Raw genomic sequence first — 16761 nt, 5'->3', positions numbered from 1 at the left:
CAGATTCTTGAAACCCGCTTGTGGACGAAGATACAAATTCAGAGTTTTAAATCTCTGTAATAATCCGGAATTTTGGCCCATTTTTGGAACCACTGAGGATTCATCGCCCTTTGGTAAAGATAAGCATCTACTAGAACCAGGTTTATCGCAGCTTCTACAATCGGAACTGCTCTAGGTAGAACACATGGATCGTGCCTGCCTTTCGCTTCCAATGTGGTTTCTTTTCCGTCGATATTCACAGTATTTTGTTTTTTGAAAATGGTAGAGGTAGGTTTAAACGCAGCTCGGACTACCAAAGTTTCTCCGTTGGAGATCCCACCTTGGAGTCCTCCGGAATTATTTGTGCGAGTACGGACTCTTCCACTTCCTTCTTCCACGTAAAATTCGTCGTTATGAGTGCTTCCTGTTAGAAGAGTTCCAGAAAATCCGGAACCAACCTCGAAACCTTTACATGCAGGAATGGATAGAATTGCTTTTGCTATGTCTCCATCCAGTTTATCGTACACCGGATCTCCAAGACCTGGGGGAAGATTATATGAAGCAGAGCGGATAATTCCGCCTACGCTATCTCCTGCTTCTTTCATTTGCAAAATAAGAGAACGCATTTTGTCTGCAGCTTGAGTGTCAGGACAACGGACTTCATTTACATCTACATCTTCTCTGGTCTGAGGATATTTACTTTCTGCAATTTCAGAAGAGATGGTGCCAATTGTATCCACCCAAGCGACTGTTTTGACTCCAAGATCATCTTCTAGGATCATTCTGGCAATCGCGCCTGCAGCCACTCTTGCAATTGTTTCACGAACGGAGGACCTTCCTCCTCCTACGTGAGCGCGGAATCCGTACTTGGTTTGGTAAGTATAATCTGCATGAGAAGGACGGAAAGTTTCCCTTAGATTTTCGTAATCTTTGGAGATCGTGTTCTGATTGTTTACGATCAATGCGATCGGACTTCCGATCGTTTTTCCTTCAAAAACTCCGGAGAGAACTCGAACAGTGTCCGATTCGTCCCTAGGAGTTGTGAGTTTACTTTGTCCGGGTCTTCTTCTGTTTAAATCCTTTTGGATCTCATCCAATCGGATCGGAATACCCGCTGGAACTCCTTCTACAACAACTCCCACGGCTTCGCCATGAGATTCTCCGAACGTACTGACTTTGAATATTTTACCCCAACTGGAAGGCATACAGTACCAGAAAACAGGAGACCACCAACGGAAGAAAGTAGGATTCCAATACTGAGAGGAAAAGAGAATCGTTTACGCGACAGATTTCGGAGCTGTTTTGCGATAACTTCTATCAATCAGATCGAACAAAGGTGGATCCAATTCAGGATCGATTGAATAAATCACCCTTCTTGGGTCCACTGCGTTCGCAAGATTGAAAACCGCCTTTCTAATATCCGGGCGGAAAGTTTTACGATCGTAACCTACAATCTTAAGTTTTCCCTTATTAGAGAATACAGGTCTGATTGTTCCAACTCTTTCTAGAAGAGGGCGAGTTTGATTTTTGTTAATCTCTTTAATGACGCAGGTCTCAAAGTGGATCTTATGCTGGGAATCCGTAGAAACTACAATCACATAGTCTCCCTCGTTCAGAACACTTTTGTTCTCACATAAACTCAAAGCCATGAAATCGAAAAATTCCTTAACAACTCTTTCATTATATGAGAAAAAGCTGTTATTTAGGATCAACTTCATTGCTGTGACAGGGGAATAAGCCGATCTCCAATGTTGTTCACTACTAAGAGATGCAAATTCGCCCGCGATAGAAATAATAGCAGGATCGTCTTCACTATAAGAATTACTCTGTAAAATGTACAATTGCCTTTGCATATCTTCTACAAGCACGCTTCTGGAAGGATCATTCTTATATTTTTCGTAATATTCTCCCAGTCGTTTCGTTAAGAACGCAGTAGAAGGATAGTTATTGTTCAATCCTTCTCCTCTGTACGGTCTATGACTGTTTAATACCGCGGTTTTCACGGGACTTTGTATAGAAGCCATGTTTCCTATCATCAAGTAGCTAATGATAGGGTGATTTTTTACATATTCGAATTCTTCTGTGCTTAGGTTCCCATGCACTGGAAATTTCATTCTGACTTTGCCTATATCTACCATATAAGCTGCCATCATCAGATTCAATTGTTGTGCTTTAGAATTTTCGTTGTCTTTGACTGAGATCGCTTTTAGGCTCCGAAGTTTCATTGCCATAGAGATAACGGTTCTTTTGGTAAGAACTTCGGAGTCAGTTTCCACTCCGGCAGATTTCATGACTTCGATAACGTTGACCAATCCTAATTCAACATCTTGGCTATTCGCAAAATCATCTAGGATCCCGTCGATCGCCTTTGCAACGTTCTTCACATGATTTCCGTTTAAAGGATAATCTCGTAAATCTTTAAGAAGATCGGAAGCCTGTCTTGCCATCTGCAAGGTAAGATCAGGATTCACTAATTTGATATAAGAAACTTTTTTGCCGTTTACCGAATCTGGTTGGTCCGTTTGGATCCCTACCTTATGCCTTTCGGATAGAAGGAAGTAAATCCCTTGAAGTTCGAACTTTTGTAGTTTATTAATATCCGCTTCGCTAGCGTTATCTTTGCGATGGATTAAAATCTGTCCGTTCTTGTTATAAAAGTCTACAGGAATGGTTTGATTTTCCTTAAACTGTCTAATTACATCTGCATTAAACTCAAATCTTTCAAGTCTGAGAGGATCGATTGGACCACTTTGAAACTGAGTCATTATAAAAATCCATACGCATTACCACAGGGCCAAAAAATAAGCCCGATGTATATAACGTTTAAGTAAGATATCTGTTTAGTAACAAAGAAATGATTTAACCTTGCTAGTAGGCAAGAATAAATTTCCGAAATTGTGTCAATCGATCAAGAAACAGGAGTTTTAGAGGCAGAATCCGAATCGGAAGAAGTCCTAGAGGGATATGTTTCCCTAACTTTACGATCCAAAGAATCGAAAAACTCAGGATCAATTTCAGGATCCACAAGGTAGATGATCCTTCTAGGGTCGGCATTACGTTCCAGGTTAAAAATTGCTCTTCTTCTATCTACACTCAAGCTACCCATCTCGAAGCCAGAGATCCTAATCTTGCCGTTATTTGCGAACTTCGGTCGGATGGTTCCGATCCTTTCCAACATCGGTCTGATGGAATTTTTATGAGATTCTTTTATAATACAGATCTCGAAAAACACCTTACGGTTAGAATCTTGGGAAGCGACAATAACGTAATCATCAACTTTAACGAAGGGTTGGTTATCGCATAAGGAAAGTCCCACATGGTCAAAAAAGTCTTTCAATGTTTTTTCATTATAGGCAAAAAAACTATTATTTAAGATAAGTTTCATCGCCTTGAGGCCGTCCATCGGTTCTCTCCAAGGTTGAGGAGTAGTTAAGGAAGCAAATTCACCTGCAATGGAAAGTATCCCTATATCTTCGTAAGAGATAGCGTTAGTTAGAATTGACTTAACTTGCTTTTGGATATCGGTAGCTAGAAGATTTTTGCGATAATCGTCTTTGTATTTTTCTCTATAACCTTGAAGCTTTTGTACTAAAGGTTTGGTTTGGGGATAATTATTATTCATCCCTTCTCCACGATGAGGTCTGTGATGGTTCAGAACTACTGCCTTGACTGGATCTTCAATCTCCGAAAGATTAGCGATCATCAAATAACTGATGATCGGATGATTCTTAATATATTCCAATTCTTCCGGTTTTAGATTCGCGTGAGTTGGGATCTTCATCTGGGTATAGCCGATATCCGCAAGATAAGAAGCCATCATTAGATTCATCTGCTCTGTCTTCTTCTGCTCCATATCTACTTTAGTAAAAACTTTTGCAGCTCTTACCTTCAAAGCCATTGCGATCACAGTTCTCTTAGTTAAAACTTCCGAGTCCACGGGCATTCCAGCATTTTTCATTACTTCGATGATGTTGACTAGTCCGGTCTCCATATTCGGAGAAGTTTTAAAATCATCTAAGACTGCGTTTATAGATTTGTTAATCTCTTTAACATGATCTCCATTTAATGGAAATTTTTTGATATCAGATAGTAGATCGGTCGCTCCTTTGGACATATCCAAAGTGAGTGTAGGGTTAATAAGTTTATCGAAAGAAGGATCTAAGGAGCCTTTTTTATTAGAACCTGCATGGATCTTACCGATTTCAGCGGTTAAAAAATAGATCCCTTGCTTTTCGAATTTCTGAAGACGACTGATATCGTCTCCGGAGGCCATATCCTTTTTATGGATCAGGATCTGTCCGTGTTTATTATAAAAATCGACAGGTATAATTCTATTTTCTCGAAAGTGTTGGATCACTTCTTCCGTAAAATCGAATTTTTGTAAATCTCTGGCTGCGTCCATCGTTAGGTGGAAGGAACTCCTGCATAATAATATCGGCAAATTGATCCGATGAATCGAATCATTCCAATACTATAATACGTCTCTTTATGGGTTTAATAATTTGGACGTTTCAAATATGCCTGATCAAACTTGATTTAGGCTGCTTTGCAGAATATATCTACGGATCCTTTCTTCTATGGAGCTTCCAGCAAACCCGAGTCCTGTACGAGAGTCGGTTAGTATGAATGTATCCTGGGCTTTTAGGGACTTGCCGTCAGTTCTAACTTCGCCGGAGATAATATTGATCCCCAGATCCTTTAAAACTCCGGTCACAAAGTATAATAATCCTTTTCTATCCGGAGCTTCTAAGTAGAATTTTGTAGCAGAATTGCCAGGTAAGTCCTCAAACTCCAATTGAGAATCTTGTCCTAGATAAAATGTATTTCGAATATCTATTTCACTTGAGGTCTGGATCATCTCTTCCAACGCATTGTCATCAGAAAAGACGGAAGACATTAAGATACCTAGTTTGGATGCCTTGATTTTAGAATCTGTTTCAGGAGATCTAAGAAGAAATTCGTCGTAACTGATCATGGAATCGCCGTCTTTGATCGTGCGAATATCTCCGGAAAGGATCTCGAATCCCATAAAGAACATTGCCTTCACCATTTTGTGAAGTGTTCCCGGGGCAGTTTCAGAAGTCTTAAGAGTAACTCTGTAGACTCCGTATTCTTCTTTGTAGTTAAATTCTATCATAGTTTCCGCTTTCCTACAAAGCCTGCATATTCCTTGAAAAATAACACTCAAAAACCCAAGTTTTCGAGGAATGTTTTCGAAGTCTAAATGAGTAGTAGCGCCTTTTTCAATATTCTGTCTCCTAAAATTTTTCATCAATGAGACAGAAGTTCGAGGAAAATCCGCTGCTACCGGATATACGCGGAAAGCCCTCTCGAATATACTGGGGAAATCGGTGAAATTTTTTTACTAAACCGATGCGCCTTTCTTCCCGCTGGGGATACATATATGACAAATAAACAGAAATTTACCGAAGGATTCAAATTCGGAAAAGCACAAGCGACGTATTCTAACTCAAAATCAGCCGTTCCTAAGGTTCCTCAAGGAAGCCAAGCGGCTAGAGGCTCTTATTCTTCTTCTTTAGGGCCAAGTTTTGCAGGGACCGAACCTTCTTCCGAATCTCCCTTTCTAGTTCTGCTTGGGTTAGGCAGATATTTTAAGAATTATAAAGTACGACTAGGTGTCGTTTTAGGCCTTCTTTTTACTGAAATCATCGTTTATTCTGCAATTCCTTTCTCTTTTAAGTTTCTGATCGACGAAGCTTTAATTGGGAAGAATGAAACAGTTCTCTATATCACGGGCGCCCTACTGGTTGGTGGCACAATCTTAATCACCGCTGCAGGGACGGTCCGCGATTATCTATACAATTGGGTCTCAGCTCGCGCCATAAGAGACATGAGAGAAGAACTATTCATTCATTTACAAAGAGTAAATCTAGACTTTTACTCAAATACTCGTCTGGGAGACGTGCTTTCAAGATTCTCCACTGACTTGACAGCCTTAGAAAACGCAGTGCTTGCTCTGATTCCTTGGGGAATTTCTCCATTATTAGAAGCGATTTTTGGGACCGCGTTATTATTCGCCTTAGATTGGAAGTTAGGCGCAATTGCAACCTTGATCTGGCCGATTACTTTCTTAGGACCTGTATTCTTCTCCACAAGATCTACTGCAGCAAGTTACGAAAGAAAGATAGAAGAAGCCAAGGTCTTAACTGCTGTTGAGGAATCTATCTCCGCTCAAAATCTGATCCGGGTTTATGATTTGGACGGGGCCTTCTGGGATAAATTTAAAGGGAATTGTGAGAAACTATTTCATGTTTCTTTAAGGCTAGGACTGACCAATTCTTATTTAGAACGTTCTGCTTCCGGTGGAATTCTTCTTTTACAAGCTGTACTTTTGATTTCAGGTGCTTGGTTTGCATTTCATGGAATGGTGAGCGTCGGGGCTTTGGCTGCTTTTCTTCCTCCATTCTTGAATTTGTCTTATTCTCTACTTTATGTTTCCCAGTATTTTCCTACAATGAACCAAGCAAGCGGTTCCGCTAGAAGAATACTAGAGATCTTAAGAACTCCAACCTTCGAAACGGAAGGAGAACGCCCATTTGCTCCATCCGAATTACAAAATTCTATCAAACTTGAAGATTTACATTTTCGTTATAAAGGTAGGACAAAGAATCTTAGCGGAGTAAATCTGGAGATCAAAAAGGGAACTTATACCGTTATCCTTGGGCAAAGTGGTTCCGGAAAAAGTACTATTCTCAAGTTTATCTTGGGAATGATGGAACCGAACCAAGGAAAAGTCAGCTTGGACGGTATCGCAATGGAGAAGATCCGATTGAATGCACTTCATTCCATGATTGGTATCGTATTCCAAGATACTTTCTTATTCCATACAAGCATCCTCGAAAACATTCGTATGGGACGTCCGGACGCAACTCCGGAAGAAGCGATCGAAGCAGCAAAGTTGGCTGAGATCCACGAATTCATTTCCGCACTTCCGGATGGATACGAAACCATCGCAGGAGACAAGGGTTCTAAACTTTCAGGCGGAGAAAAGCAAAGGATAGCTCTGGCAAGAGCCTTAGTAAGAAATCCTCAAATTCTACTTTTGGATGAAGCGACTTCCGCATTGGATCCCATTACAGAAGCGAGGATCTTAAAAACTCTCCAAAAATTGAGAGAAGGAAGAACGATCGTTTCCGTGACCCATAGGTTAACCGGTTTGCATGCTGCCGACCAAGTAGTGATCTTGAAAAATGGAAGCTTGGAACCTTATCCTTCTCCGGAAAATGATTCACTTTCTGCGGCCGCAATCGGATTATAGAAATATGCTGAAAGTACCGACTTACGTTGCCGAGTCTCCGATAGGGGGCCTTGGAGTTTTTGCAGGCAGGGATATAGAAGAAGGTGAACTCGTATGGGAGTTCCATCCTAAAACTGTTTGGACCCTTACTGAAGAGGAAGTTCAAGCTCTTCCTGAAAGACTCCAAAATCTGATCTATATTTATTCTTATTTGTTCGAAGGGCAATGGTATTTTTGCGTAGATAATTCCCGCTTCATGAACCATAGCGATCAAGCAAACACTTTGGAAGATAAAAGTGGCGTCCAAGGAGCAAGTAATCCTTTAGGAAGGGACAGAGCTGTGCGTAAGATCCTAAAGGACGAAGAATTGACCTGTAACTATAAACAATTCGATCAGAACTGGAAGGAAAAACTTCCTTCCTAATAATCTATCTTAAGATCTTTGATCTTTTTATCTAAGGTGTTTCTGTTTATACCCAAGAACTTGGCAACTCTGGTCTTGGTGTATTTGAACTTCTTCATAGCATACTTGATCAGTCTTGCTTCGACTTCTCCCACAACAACTTCCATAGCTCTTCCATCTAATGCATCTAAATGAGCAGGGGAAAACTTGGAACTTGCAACTTCGGAAGAAGCTTCCGGATCTACACCGACTTCCACATCTTCTCCCTCGTCGCCATAAAGGATGCGTCCACTGATCTCTGAGAAATCCTGGATATCCAACATTTCGGATTGGGAAAGTACAACGGCTCTTTCGATCACGTTCTCTAATTCACGAACGTTACCAGGCCAGCTATAACTCATCAGAAGTTTATGGGCTTCTCTAGTGATTCCTTTGATCTTCTTGATATTTTCGGAAGTATATTTAGAAATGAAATGATTGATAAGAAGTGGAATATCTTCAGGCCTTTCACGAAGAGGCGGAGTCAACATATTGACCACATTCAAACGATAATATAAATCAGCTCTGAAGAGTTTTTGAGAGATTAGCTCTTCCAGATCCGCATTAGTCGCAGCTATTATCCTTACGTCTATCTTCTTAGGTTTAACCGAACCTACCGCTTCAATTTCCTTTTCTTGGAGAACTCTCAAAAGTTTGGATTGAAGATTAAGATCCATCTCTCCTATCTCATCTAAGAAGATGGTCCCTGTGTCGGCCATCTCGAACTTTCCTTTTTTGTCGGCGACCGCACCGGTAAAAGATCCTTTTTTATGACCGAACAATTCGGACTCTAAAAGATTTTCAGGAATAGCTGCACAGTTGATCTTGATAAAAGGTTTATCACCTCTGGAAGAGTTATAATGGATCGCAGATGCGATCATCTCTTTTCCAGTTCCGGACTCCCCGGTGATTAATATGGAAGCGCGAGAATCTGAAACAAGCTGGATCATCTCGAAAAGTTTTTCCATAGACTTGGATTTTCCGATCAAGGAACCGAACTTGTACTTATTCTTAAGTTCTCGTTTTAATAGAACGTTTTCTCTGGAGATCTCACGTTTTTCTTCATCGATCAGTTTTTGGATACGGATCGCCTGGTAAATTACGGAGGCAACTACCTGTAGGAAGTCCAAATACGTTTTTAGATCCACGTATTTTTTATGAACGAAGAATACGCTAACTACACCTAATACATCCGTATCCGATTTGATAGGTGCAGCAAGGAAACTAACGTTCTCAGGATTATTCTTAAAATGACTAGCGTTCCCTAATCTATTCAGGAAATTTTCATCGCTTACGATGGATTCTACGATGACAGCTTCTCCGGATTCGTAAACTTTTCCAGTGACCCCTTCACCGGGAAGATACACTCCCTTCTCCATCTCTTCTGCGGTCAGTCCTGACGCCGCGCTGAGTTTCAGTATATTCTTCTCAGAATCGAATAGAACGATGGAACCTCTTTCCAGGTTCAGAGATTTGTCCAATCTATCCATCACATCGTCAAAAATTTCCTGCAGAACTAAAGTAGAAGTTACAGTTCTAGAAATATCTATGAGTACTTGTTGGATCTTATTCTTCTGCTCCAACTGTCTGAAAGTCTGGAGGTTCTTAAAGATCTGGGCAGCCATATTGGCCAAAGTAGATACTAACTCAAGGTGCTCGTCAGAGAAAGCCTGCTTTCTGCTAGAATCGAGAGAGATAACTCCGATCACCTCGTCTTCTACAATCATTGGGACTGCTAGCTCGGAAAGAATATCATCCTTAATGGAAATATAATGCGGGTTTTGGGTAACGTCGTTTACGATCATCCCTTCGCCGGAAGCTGCAACGATACCGGTGATACCTTCTCCCACTCGGAGTTTAACTTTCGTGCGAACGGAAGGATTCATTCCTCTGAAAGTAACGATGTCCAGGACCTCATCCGTTCTGCTGATCAACATGAGTGAGCCAGAACCGACCTCACAAATTTGGATACATCTCTCCAAAATTAGATCCAGAAGACGGTCTGGATCTAAAGTCGAATTCATTGCGGTTGCCACTTCTTGAATATGGCGGAGTGGGCTGGGTTTTATGTAACCGGACATCTGCTTAAAAAAGGTGCTGATTGATGATTTTGCGGTCAAGGAAAAAACCTTAAAATCCAAGCAACTCGCTTTGTTTCCAGGAAAGAACGCAAGATTTGTATCAGAATCAATATTGGTTCAATGTTTCAAATGACATAATATTACGAATGATCGATATACTTTCTGATTATATAGGAAGATAATTTTCGAAATTTAGAACGAATTCTCGTTATGCAGAGATTTTATTTTAAATGAACCGAAAACGTCTTTCCTCTAGTAAACATTTTCTTTACCATTTTTCTCCGGATGTCCTGCGTATTTTGCGGAGAATTTTATCTTCCAGACGGGAAACTCAAAGATGGAAAATTTCTTTGTAATTCCTGTGGAAGAGAATGGATCTTAGAAAAAAGAAAACGAAATAGGATTAAACCTCCGGAAGTTCACGCGTTATCCAACGAGATTTTATTAGAATTTCTTTCTCTTTTTAATACTAGTCCGAATCTGGATGACCTTCTCCAAAACTTTACCAATCTAGCATTCAGAAAATTGGATCTTCCCGGGATCTCAGTCATGGTATATGAGCCAAGATTGGATCGTATCCTTGTCAAATCCTGTAAGAACAAAAAAGGTCCTGCTTTAGAAAAGTTGGCTTTTAGAATGGAAATCAAAAAAGGAGAGCAAAATGGACCTTTAGGACAAGCGATCGAGACTTGCAAATCTGTTTACTATAGATTTGATGAACAATCACATAAACAGATCAGACAATATGGTCGTGTGAATAAGGTAGAATCGGAACTTTCCGTTCCAATTCATTTAAAAAAGGAAGTATTAGGATTAATTAATGTTGATTATGAAAAAGATGATCCTATACAAGCGGAGAAGGATCGTTATTTTCTAGAATTGATAGCAAGTCAGTTTGCTACCACGCTAAAAAACAGAATTCTTTTTGAAGTTTCCCAAACACAATCCAGGAATTTTAGAAATCTTCACTCTGCGGCATTAAAACTCAGTAGTTTAGGATTCAAATATAGAACTGAAATTTTTCGGGTTATTCTTCTTTCTTTAACCGAATTTTCAGAAAGTAACCTTTTCGTTTTGTTAGAAAGAAAAATAGACAATGAAGGAAAAACAATTTCTACTGAAGGCCATATACTTACGGGAAGTCCAAGAGCTCCAGAGATCAAATTAAATGTACAATTAAAAGGAGACTGGAACGTACTTAAAAAACCGATAGAATCCGCAATCTTAATAGATTCCACCGATCTAAAAGAATGGAAAACTTTAGGAAGTAACGGAAAGAAAAAGCACTTAGCAATTTTACCCGTACTACGTTCCGATAATTCAGAGATCTGGATACTTCTCGCCAAAGAAGAAGAACTACACTGGAGTCCTGAAGAAATTGATGTATTAAACGCATTTGCAGTCCAGGCCGGGATCTCTGTCCAAAACTTTCACTTATTCCACCAGAGAGCGGAAAAAGAAAGATTAGATAAGGAGATAGAGATCGCGAGAGACTTACAAAGATCCTTGCTTCCAAGAAAAATGCCCGACCATCCAAATTATGAATTCGGTGGATTAATGGTGCCTGCGATCGGAGTAGGCGGAGACTATTACGATTTTATAACACATCCCACCAACAAAGAAACTTATGTGTGTATAGGAGACGTTAGTGGCAAGGGAGTTCCTGCTGGCATCGTAATGGCAACTGTTAGAACGGTGATCCATTCTTTGGTAAGAAAAAATCCGAGTACTTGGGAGATTTTGCAGACCGTAAACACTTATCTATATCAAAATTATTTTAAGGACATTATCTCTCCACGTTTTATGTCTTTAACCATAATTCATTGGGACCAGAACGAAAATCGTTTTGTATTCAGTGGTGGAGGCCAAGGAAATATTCTAGTCTATCGTAAAAAGGAAAATCGTTTAGAAGAAATTCCAACTGGAGGAGTGGTTTTAGGAATAGATCCTGAAATAGATCGTTTCGAGAATAGTGGTGAATTCTTTTTAGAACCGGGTGATTTTTTCCTGATGTTCACAGATGGAGTCTGGGAGGCAATGGATCCTTCCGAAGACTTTTTTGAAATGGAACGCCTACATAAATGTGTTTTTGATGCCAGAAAAGAACGCCTTCCTCTTCTCTTGGAAACCGTGTTAAAAAAGATAAAAAACTTTACCGGGGAAAGGGAGCAGACAGATGATATTACTCTAATAGGCGTCAAACGCCTAAAATAAGAATGAACGAATCTTTAGAATCCATTTTTCAGTCTGCTTGGTCTCGTTTAGAAAATTATCAGGACTTTATGAAAAGTAAACCTGCTGTTATCTCTTTCTCGGGCGGAAAAGACTCTGCATTACTTCTTCATTTTTATCTTTGGCTTTATAATAAAAATATAATATCTCATTCTCCGACAATTTATCATTTGGATCATTCTATCCGGGATAATGCGGAACAAGAATCTCAAATCTTAAAATATATCGGATCTTTAGCTCCTAACTCCATCTTTAAAAAAAAAAACGTTCCGAAGTTTGCCAACAAGACAAAACTAAGCTTAGAAGAGGCAGGAAGGGTTCTTAGGTTTAGAGACCTAGAAAAAATTTCCGAAAGAATAGGCGGTTATATCACGACCGGGCATCACGCGGAAGATTATCTAGAAACGGTACTCCTACAACTCATCAGAGGTGGTGGTTGGAATTCACTCCGCACATTAGGAGTTTTGGAGAATAATAGATTCAGACCATTATTATTATTCAGAGAACAGGATCGTAAAACAGCATTGGCAAAGGCTGATTGGCCCGTGTTCGAAGACGAATCCAATCATTCTTCGCAGTACCTTAGGAATAGGATCCGATCGGAGCTTCTTCCGATACTTTTAAAAGAAGGTGCTGATCCTGATAAAATTTTTCATAATTTTCACGATTCTGATACACCTAGAAGAGGAATTGCGAACCGCAAAGTAAATGAAGATGAGATTAGAACGGTATCCAGGCGCATTTTGGAAGAAGAGCCTGCATCGGTTTGTAAACAAATTTTGGACTTACATCTTAAAAGTTTAAGCCTTCATCCGCTGAATTCTCAATTTCTTGCGGACCTTCTTCATAACCTGGACAGAAAAGTTTCTTTTTCTCTCGAAAACAAAGAAGTTTGGTTTTGGAAAAGTGTTTCGTCAGATTTGTACATCTTACCCAAAACCGCATCTTATTTGAAACCGTTCAGCTATAACTCTGACTCTTTCTTTTTGAAATGGAACGGTAAGACAAAAAAGATCCCGAAAAATTGCGAGCCGTCTAACGACGGAAAAGGAGAAAAGATCCTGCTTGGAGGAATCCATCGAGACGTTTCCGAAATCCTTAGAGAGAAAGAGATTCCGGTTCCGGTCAGAAAAATGCTACCCATTCTAAAACGGGAGGGGAAAACTGTATTGCTTTGTCTTCGTATGTGGGATGCCCGTTTGGATGATATTCGAGCGGATGATTTCCAACAAGATTAGAGAGTCCAGAGGTTTATGGAAGAACTCCAAGAATTAAAGCCGGACCCATTCTTTAGAGAAGTTAAATTTTTTTCTTCTTATGCGGATGCTTCTAAAGTTCCTGCCAAAGGTATTCCCCATATCGCATTTGCTGGCCGTTCCAACTCAGGAAAGTCCAGATTGTTAAACGCAATCGTAGAAAGAAAATCCTTAGCTAAGGTTTCCGCAACTCCAGGTAAAACCAAACTTCTAAACTTTTTCTTAGTTTCTAAATCTTTGTTCTTAGTGGACACACCTGGTTTCGGTTATTCCGCAAATTCACATAAAGACCATGAACAGATGATGGATCTTTTAATGAATTATCTGAACTCTGCCAAAGATCTAAAATGTTTATTCTTATTATCAGATGCTCAAAGAGAATTGCCTGACGAAGAATTAGAATTAATTGGCACTTGTTTCGAAAAAGGGACCAAACCTGTTTTAATCCGTACAAAAATAGATAAACTCAATCAGTCAGAACTTTCTAAACTTAGAAAAAAAATGAAAAACATCCAAGGATTATATCCTATGTTGGAAATCGTTTTTGTTTCTCCTAAGTATGGAAAAGGTCTGCCCGAACTCAGAAAGATCATTGAGAATATGATGAAATCCTTGATTATTCCTCCGATGGAAGAAGACGCGATCCCTCAAGAGATCAACGAACAAGGCTAAGCGTGAGTTTCTAAAAGGTTGCCGGCGGAGTTGATTGCATCTCCATAATATACTTGTCCGGCAAATTGGACCTGTTTCTGATTTAGTTCTTGGATCGTTTTTAAAGTCTCTTCCAAAAGAGCTTTCAGTTTTTCCTGGCTTAAGGCCATTTCCAACTTACGTTTTCTTTCGATAAGTTCCATATGACGACGAGCTTCGTCTTCTGACTTTCTTTCCGGGTCTTCATGAGAAGAAACCTGATTTTTATCCAATCGGTTCAATTCTAGATCAATATCGCGCAGTTCAGACATAAGCTCCCATTCTTTATCAGAAATCAGATCAGAATGAGAAGCAGCTTCCTTCTTCTTTGCAGAATCAACCTGTTTGTCAGAATTCCCACTTCCTTCTTCATTCAAAGCTGAAAGATTGGATTTCTTTTCTTCGGTCTTTTTAACTGTGGTTGCTTTTGTTTCCCCAGCAACAGCGACTAATTTTCCATCTCTCAGTTCGTATTCGATAGAAACGTCTATGGATCGAAGTTCAGCATTATCTCGGATTGCTTCGTTGCGAAATTCTGCAACATGTGCAAGCTCATGAGAAATAACATGGAGTACAGAACTAGCCTGAGGCGCACTTTCCAGTTGCCCATGACCAATGTACTTAACCGAAGTATCTTTCGGTCTTTCCATCATGGAAGAAGATTGTATAACTCCCAGGTTCATCCTATTATAAATGTCGGCCTGGTAAGCCTTGAGTTTAGAGGTTTGAAAAAAAATTCCCTTTACTTAATAGAAAAACGTTATTTGCAATGTGCTATCTTATTAAGTATCTCAAGTATGCTTGAGTCACAAAGATCGTGAAACACTATCGCATATCTTTGCCCCATGTCGCTAACAGTTTTACGGATGACCTCTCCTGGTATCTCACAAGTAAACATTGGGGACATAATCGTGACTTTTTTGCCAGGACTCCAATTCTCATCCGAAAGAATGGATGCTCCTATCATCGATATATCTACCAGAATACCTTCGCTCCAATTTCCTTCCTCAAAAAGTTTAATCCGACTGTCTTTACGGAACCTCGTATAAAATCTTTGATCCGCCGGCAAATCAGGTGTTACCTTTTGAGGAGGGCTCATCCCGATCTCTAATCTTTGCATAGCCGGGAGAGCATACAGTACTCGGAAAAATTTTAAAAGAAGATTTCTTTTGAAGCTAAGATTATATTAAAAATATATCTGCTTCTCTCGCTAATACGATCTCAGAGAGCGCGGTAGATTGTTTTTCTTGATTGAACATTCGTATGATTTCTTCATCCGGATGATCCGGTTCATGATGAGTTAGAACCAGTTTATTTACACCTAGAACTTCTCCGCAACGTACTGCCAATCTACCGGATGTATGGCCCCAGCCGATCTTACGTTCGGCTTCTTCGGAACTATATTGTGCATCTATGATCAACATATCCGGGCTTCCGAATTTAGCGCGTAATTGTTCAAATTCGGAAAGATCCTCTTCTCTCACTTCAACGTCGGTACAGAATAAGAAACTTTTTCCATTTTCTTCTATATGATAACCGGTGCAATTGCCCGGATGTTTCAAAAGAAAAGGAGTTACTTTAAAATCACCTATCTGAACTGTTTGTTGTCTCTGGAGAAGATTGAATGTTTTTTTGGACATCATCTCATCTAAAGTTATCGGGAAATTTTCAGGATTTTGTTGGCGATCGAATCTTTCTTTTAGATTAGAAATCGTAGAATAAAAATCGACTTGAACGCTTGGAATATAGCCAGGTTTAAAAAAAGGCCAACCTTGTATATGATCCCAGTGAGTATGTGTCACTAAAACTTGGATGGTGCCACCTTGAGCAATGCCATCTTTCAAAAGATCATTTCCCAGTTCCCTCATTCCGGAACCGCAATCTATAATTAATTTCTGACCTTTTGTAGATTCAACATAAACACAAGTAGTGTTTCCTCCCACAGGACGTAATAGTTCCGGGCTTAAAGATTGTAAGAATGTAGGAACGGAGAAGGTTCCGTTCTGATCTTTGAATTCCCTATGAGCGGACTCTAGGATTTTCTCTAATTTTTCTCTGTATTCCGAACCGGAAAGCGGAGTAGGAAGAGATCCTCTCACTCCGTATAATTTTATTTTCACTGTATTAAATTAGACAACTAAGAGATTTGGTATTTGCAGGCATTCGGCGATGACATCGAATTTTCGTGAAAAACAATGGAAGATCGCTACTCGAATACCCTTTACCTCTGATTATTTCTTAAAAATAAACCCCGGAAGTAAATTAAAAAAAAACGATTTGTTTGTCGAAGAATTCGGGACATATTATCTAGAACTAGGTTCGGGTTGGGGTGAAGTTGCTGTATCCTTAGCCAAAAATAATCCAAACACTGGTTTCATTCTTATGGAGAAGAAGGCGGATCGTTTACGCAAAACAATCCGTGATCTGAAAGAATATAATATTAAGAACGTTAAACTCCTTTCAGTGAACTTCAATTGGTTTCTAGAAGAAATTTTCGAAGCAGGTATCTTTGATGAGATACTTTTAAATTTTCCTGATCCTTGGCCTAAACGCAGGCATCATAAACATAGGACTTTGAATCCCAGATTTTTAGATACGATCTACATTCTATTAAAGAACGGTGGAAAATTCCATTTTGCGACTGACTACGGCCCGTATGCGCGCAAAGGGATCCGCCTTTTTAGAAATGATCTTAGATATAAAGTAATCGATTCCGAGTTTGCTCTCGAAAGAGCAAACTTTCCAATTTCCCATTTTGAGCAGGAAAAACGGGAGGCTGGCTCCCGGATCTATTATTTGGATCGGATCAAAGTCTCTAACTAG

The 16761-nt window shown here is 39.7% G+C and carries 14 protein-coding genes; 6 read left to right on the top strand and 8 right to left on the bottom strand.

Annotated features, from left to right (window positions below):
- Positions 1–38: 38 nt before the first annotated feature.
- The 4 genes from aroC to CH352_RS08940 form a co-directional block, all read right to left on the bottom strand.
- Positions 39–1184 carry a chorismate synthase gene (aroC, locus tag CH352_RS08955; protein WP_100704952.1) on the bottom strand — a complete coding sequence of 382 codons (1146 nt, stop codon included), beginning with the start codon at positions 1182–1184 and terminating at the stop codon, positions 39–41.
- A gap of 72 nt (positions 1185–1256) precedes the next feature.
- Positions 1257–2744 (bottom strand): HD-GYP domain-containing protein, encoded by a 1488-nt coding sequence (locus CH352_RS08950; RefSeq protein ID WP_100704951.1) that lies wholly within the window; start codon positions 2742–2744, stop codon positions 1257–1259.
- A 143-nt stretch (positions 2745–2887) separates the two neighbouring features.
- A complete protein-coding gene (locus CH352_RS08945; protein ID WP_100704950.1) occupies positions 2888–4381 on the bottom strand; it encodes an HD-GYP domain-containing protein in 1494 nt (497 codons plus the stop codon).
- A 123-nt stretch (positions 4382–4504) separates the two neighbouring features.
- Positions 4505–5116, bottom strand: coding sequence for an ACT domain-containing protein (locus CH352_RS08940; RefSeq protein ID WP_100705282.1), 612 nt, complete (start codon positions 5114–5116; stop codon positions 4505–4507).
- A gap of 267 nt (positions 5117–5383) precedes the next feature.
- Between CH352_RS08940 and CH352_RS08935 the strand changes: the two genes are divergently transcribed.
- Complete coding sequence (locus tag CH352_RS08935) at positions 5384–7258, top strand: ABC transporter ATP-binding protein (RefSeq protein ID WP_100704949.1); 1875 nt, start codon at positions 5384–5386, stop codon at positions 7256–7258.
- Positions 7259–7262: 4 nt separating this feature from the next.
- Positions 7263–7661: an SET domain-containing protein gene (locus tag CH352_RS08930; protein WP_100704948.1), complete on the top strand. Its 399-nt coding sequence runs from the start codon at positions 7263–7265 to the stop codon at positions 7659–7661.
- Here CH352_RS08930 and CH352_RS08925 read toward each other — a convergent pair.
- The gene (locus tag CH352_RS08925; RefSeq protein WP_100705281.1) at positions 7658–9703 is read right to left on the bottom strand and encodes a sigma-54-dependent Fis family transcriptional regulator; all 2046 of its coding nucleotides are present in this window, start codon (positions 9701–9703) and stop codon (positions 7658–7660) included. The two genes, CH352_RS08930 and CH352_RS08925, sit on opposite strands and share 4 nt — an antisense overlap.
- A 342-nt stretch (positions 9704–10045) precedes the next feature.
- Here CH352_RS08925 and CH352_RS08920 point away from each other — a divergent pair, with 342 nt between their 5' ends.
- The 3 genes from CH352_RS08920 to yihA are packed head-to-tail and all read left to right on the top strand — an operon-like array spanning position 10046 to position 13920.
- The gene (locus CH352_RS08920) at positions 10046–11974 is read left to right on the top strand and encodes a GAF domain-containing SpoIIE family protein phosphatase (RefSeq protein ID WP_100704947.1); all 1929 of its coding nucleotides are present in this window, start codon (positions 10046–10048) and stop codon (positions 11972–11974) included.
- Between the two features lie 2 nt (positions 11975–11976).
- Positions 11977–13230 carry a tRNA lysidine(34) synthetase TilS gene (gene tilS, locus CH352_RS08915; protein ID WP_165780128.1) on the top strand — a complete coding sequence of 418 codons (1254 nt, stop codon included), beginning with the start codon at positions 11977–11979 and terminating at the stop codon, positions 13228–13230.
- A gap of 15 nt (positions 13231–13245) precedes the next feature.
- A complete protein-coding gene (gene yihA, locus CH352_RS08910; RefSeq protein ID WP_100704946.1) occupies positions 13246–13920 on the top strand; it encodes a ribosome biogenesis GTP-binding protein YihA/YsxC in 675 nt (224 codons plus the stop codon).
- On the opposite strand, the gene CH352_RS08905 is transcribed toward yihA, so the two are convergent.
- The 3 genes from CH352_RS08905 to CH352_RS08895 all read right to left on the bottom strand — a co-directional run bounded on the left by CH352_RS08905 (position 13917) and on the right by CH352_RS08895 (position 16058).
- The gene (locus CH352_RS08905) at positions 13917–14621 is read right to left on the bottom strand and encodes a hypothetical protein (RefSeq protein WP_100704945.1); all 705 of its coding nucleotides are present in this window, start codon (positions 14619–14621) and stop codon (positions 13917–13919) included. The genes yihA and CH352_RS08905 overlap by 4 nt on opposite strands.
- A 77-nt stretch (positions 14622–14698) precedes the next feature.
- Positions 14699–15037, bottom strand: coding sequence for a PilZ domain-containing protein (locus CH352_RS08900; protein ID WP_100705279.1), 339 nt, complete (start codon positions 15035–15037; stop codon positions 14699–14701).
- 82 nt (positions 15038–15119) lie between these two features.
- A complete protein-coding gene (locus CH352_RS08895) occupies positions 15120–16058 on the bottom strand; it encodes an MBL fold metallo-hydrolase (RefSeq protein WP_100704944.1) in 939 nt (312 codons plus the stop codon).
- Positions 16059–16107: 49 nt separating this feature from the next.
- Here CH352_RS08895 and trmB point away from each other — a divergent pair, with 49 nt between their 5' ends.
- Complete coding sequence (gene trmB, locus CH352_RS08890; protein WP_100704943.1) at positions 16108–16761, top strand: tRNA (guanine(46)-N(7))-methyltransferase TrmB; 654 nt, start codon at positions 16108–16110, stop codon at positions 16759–16761.

The organism is Leptospira hartskeerlii, assembly GCF_002811475.1.
GTDB classification, from domain to species: Bacteria; Spirochaetota; Leptospiria; order Leptospirales; family Leptospiraceae; genus Leptospira_B; species Leptospira_B hartskeerlii.
This window is presented reverse-complemented; position numbering and strand designations above follow the sequence as displayed.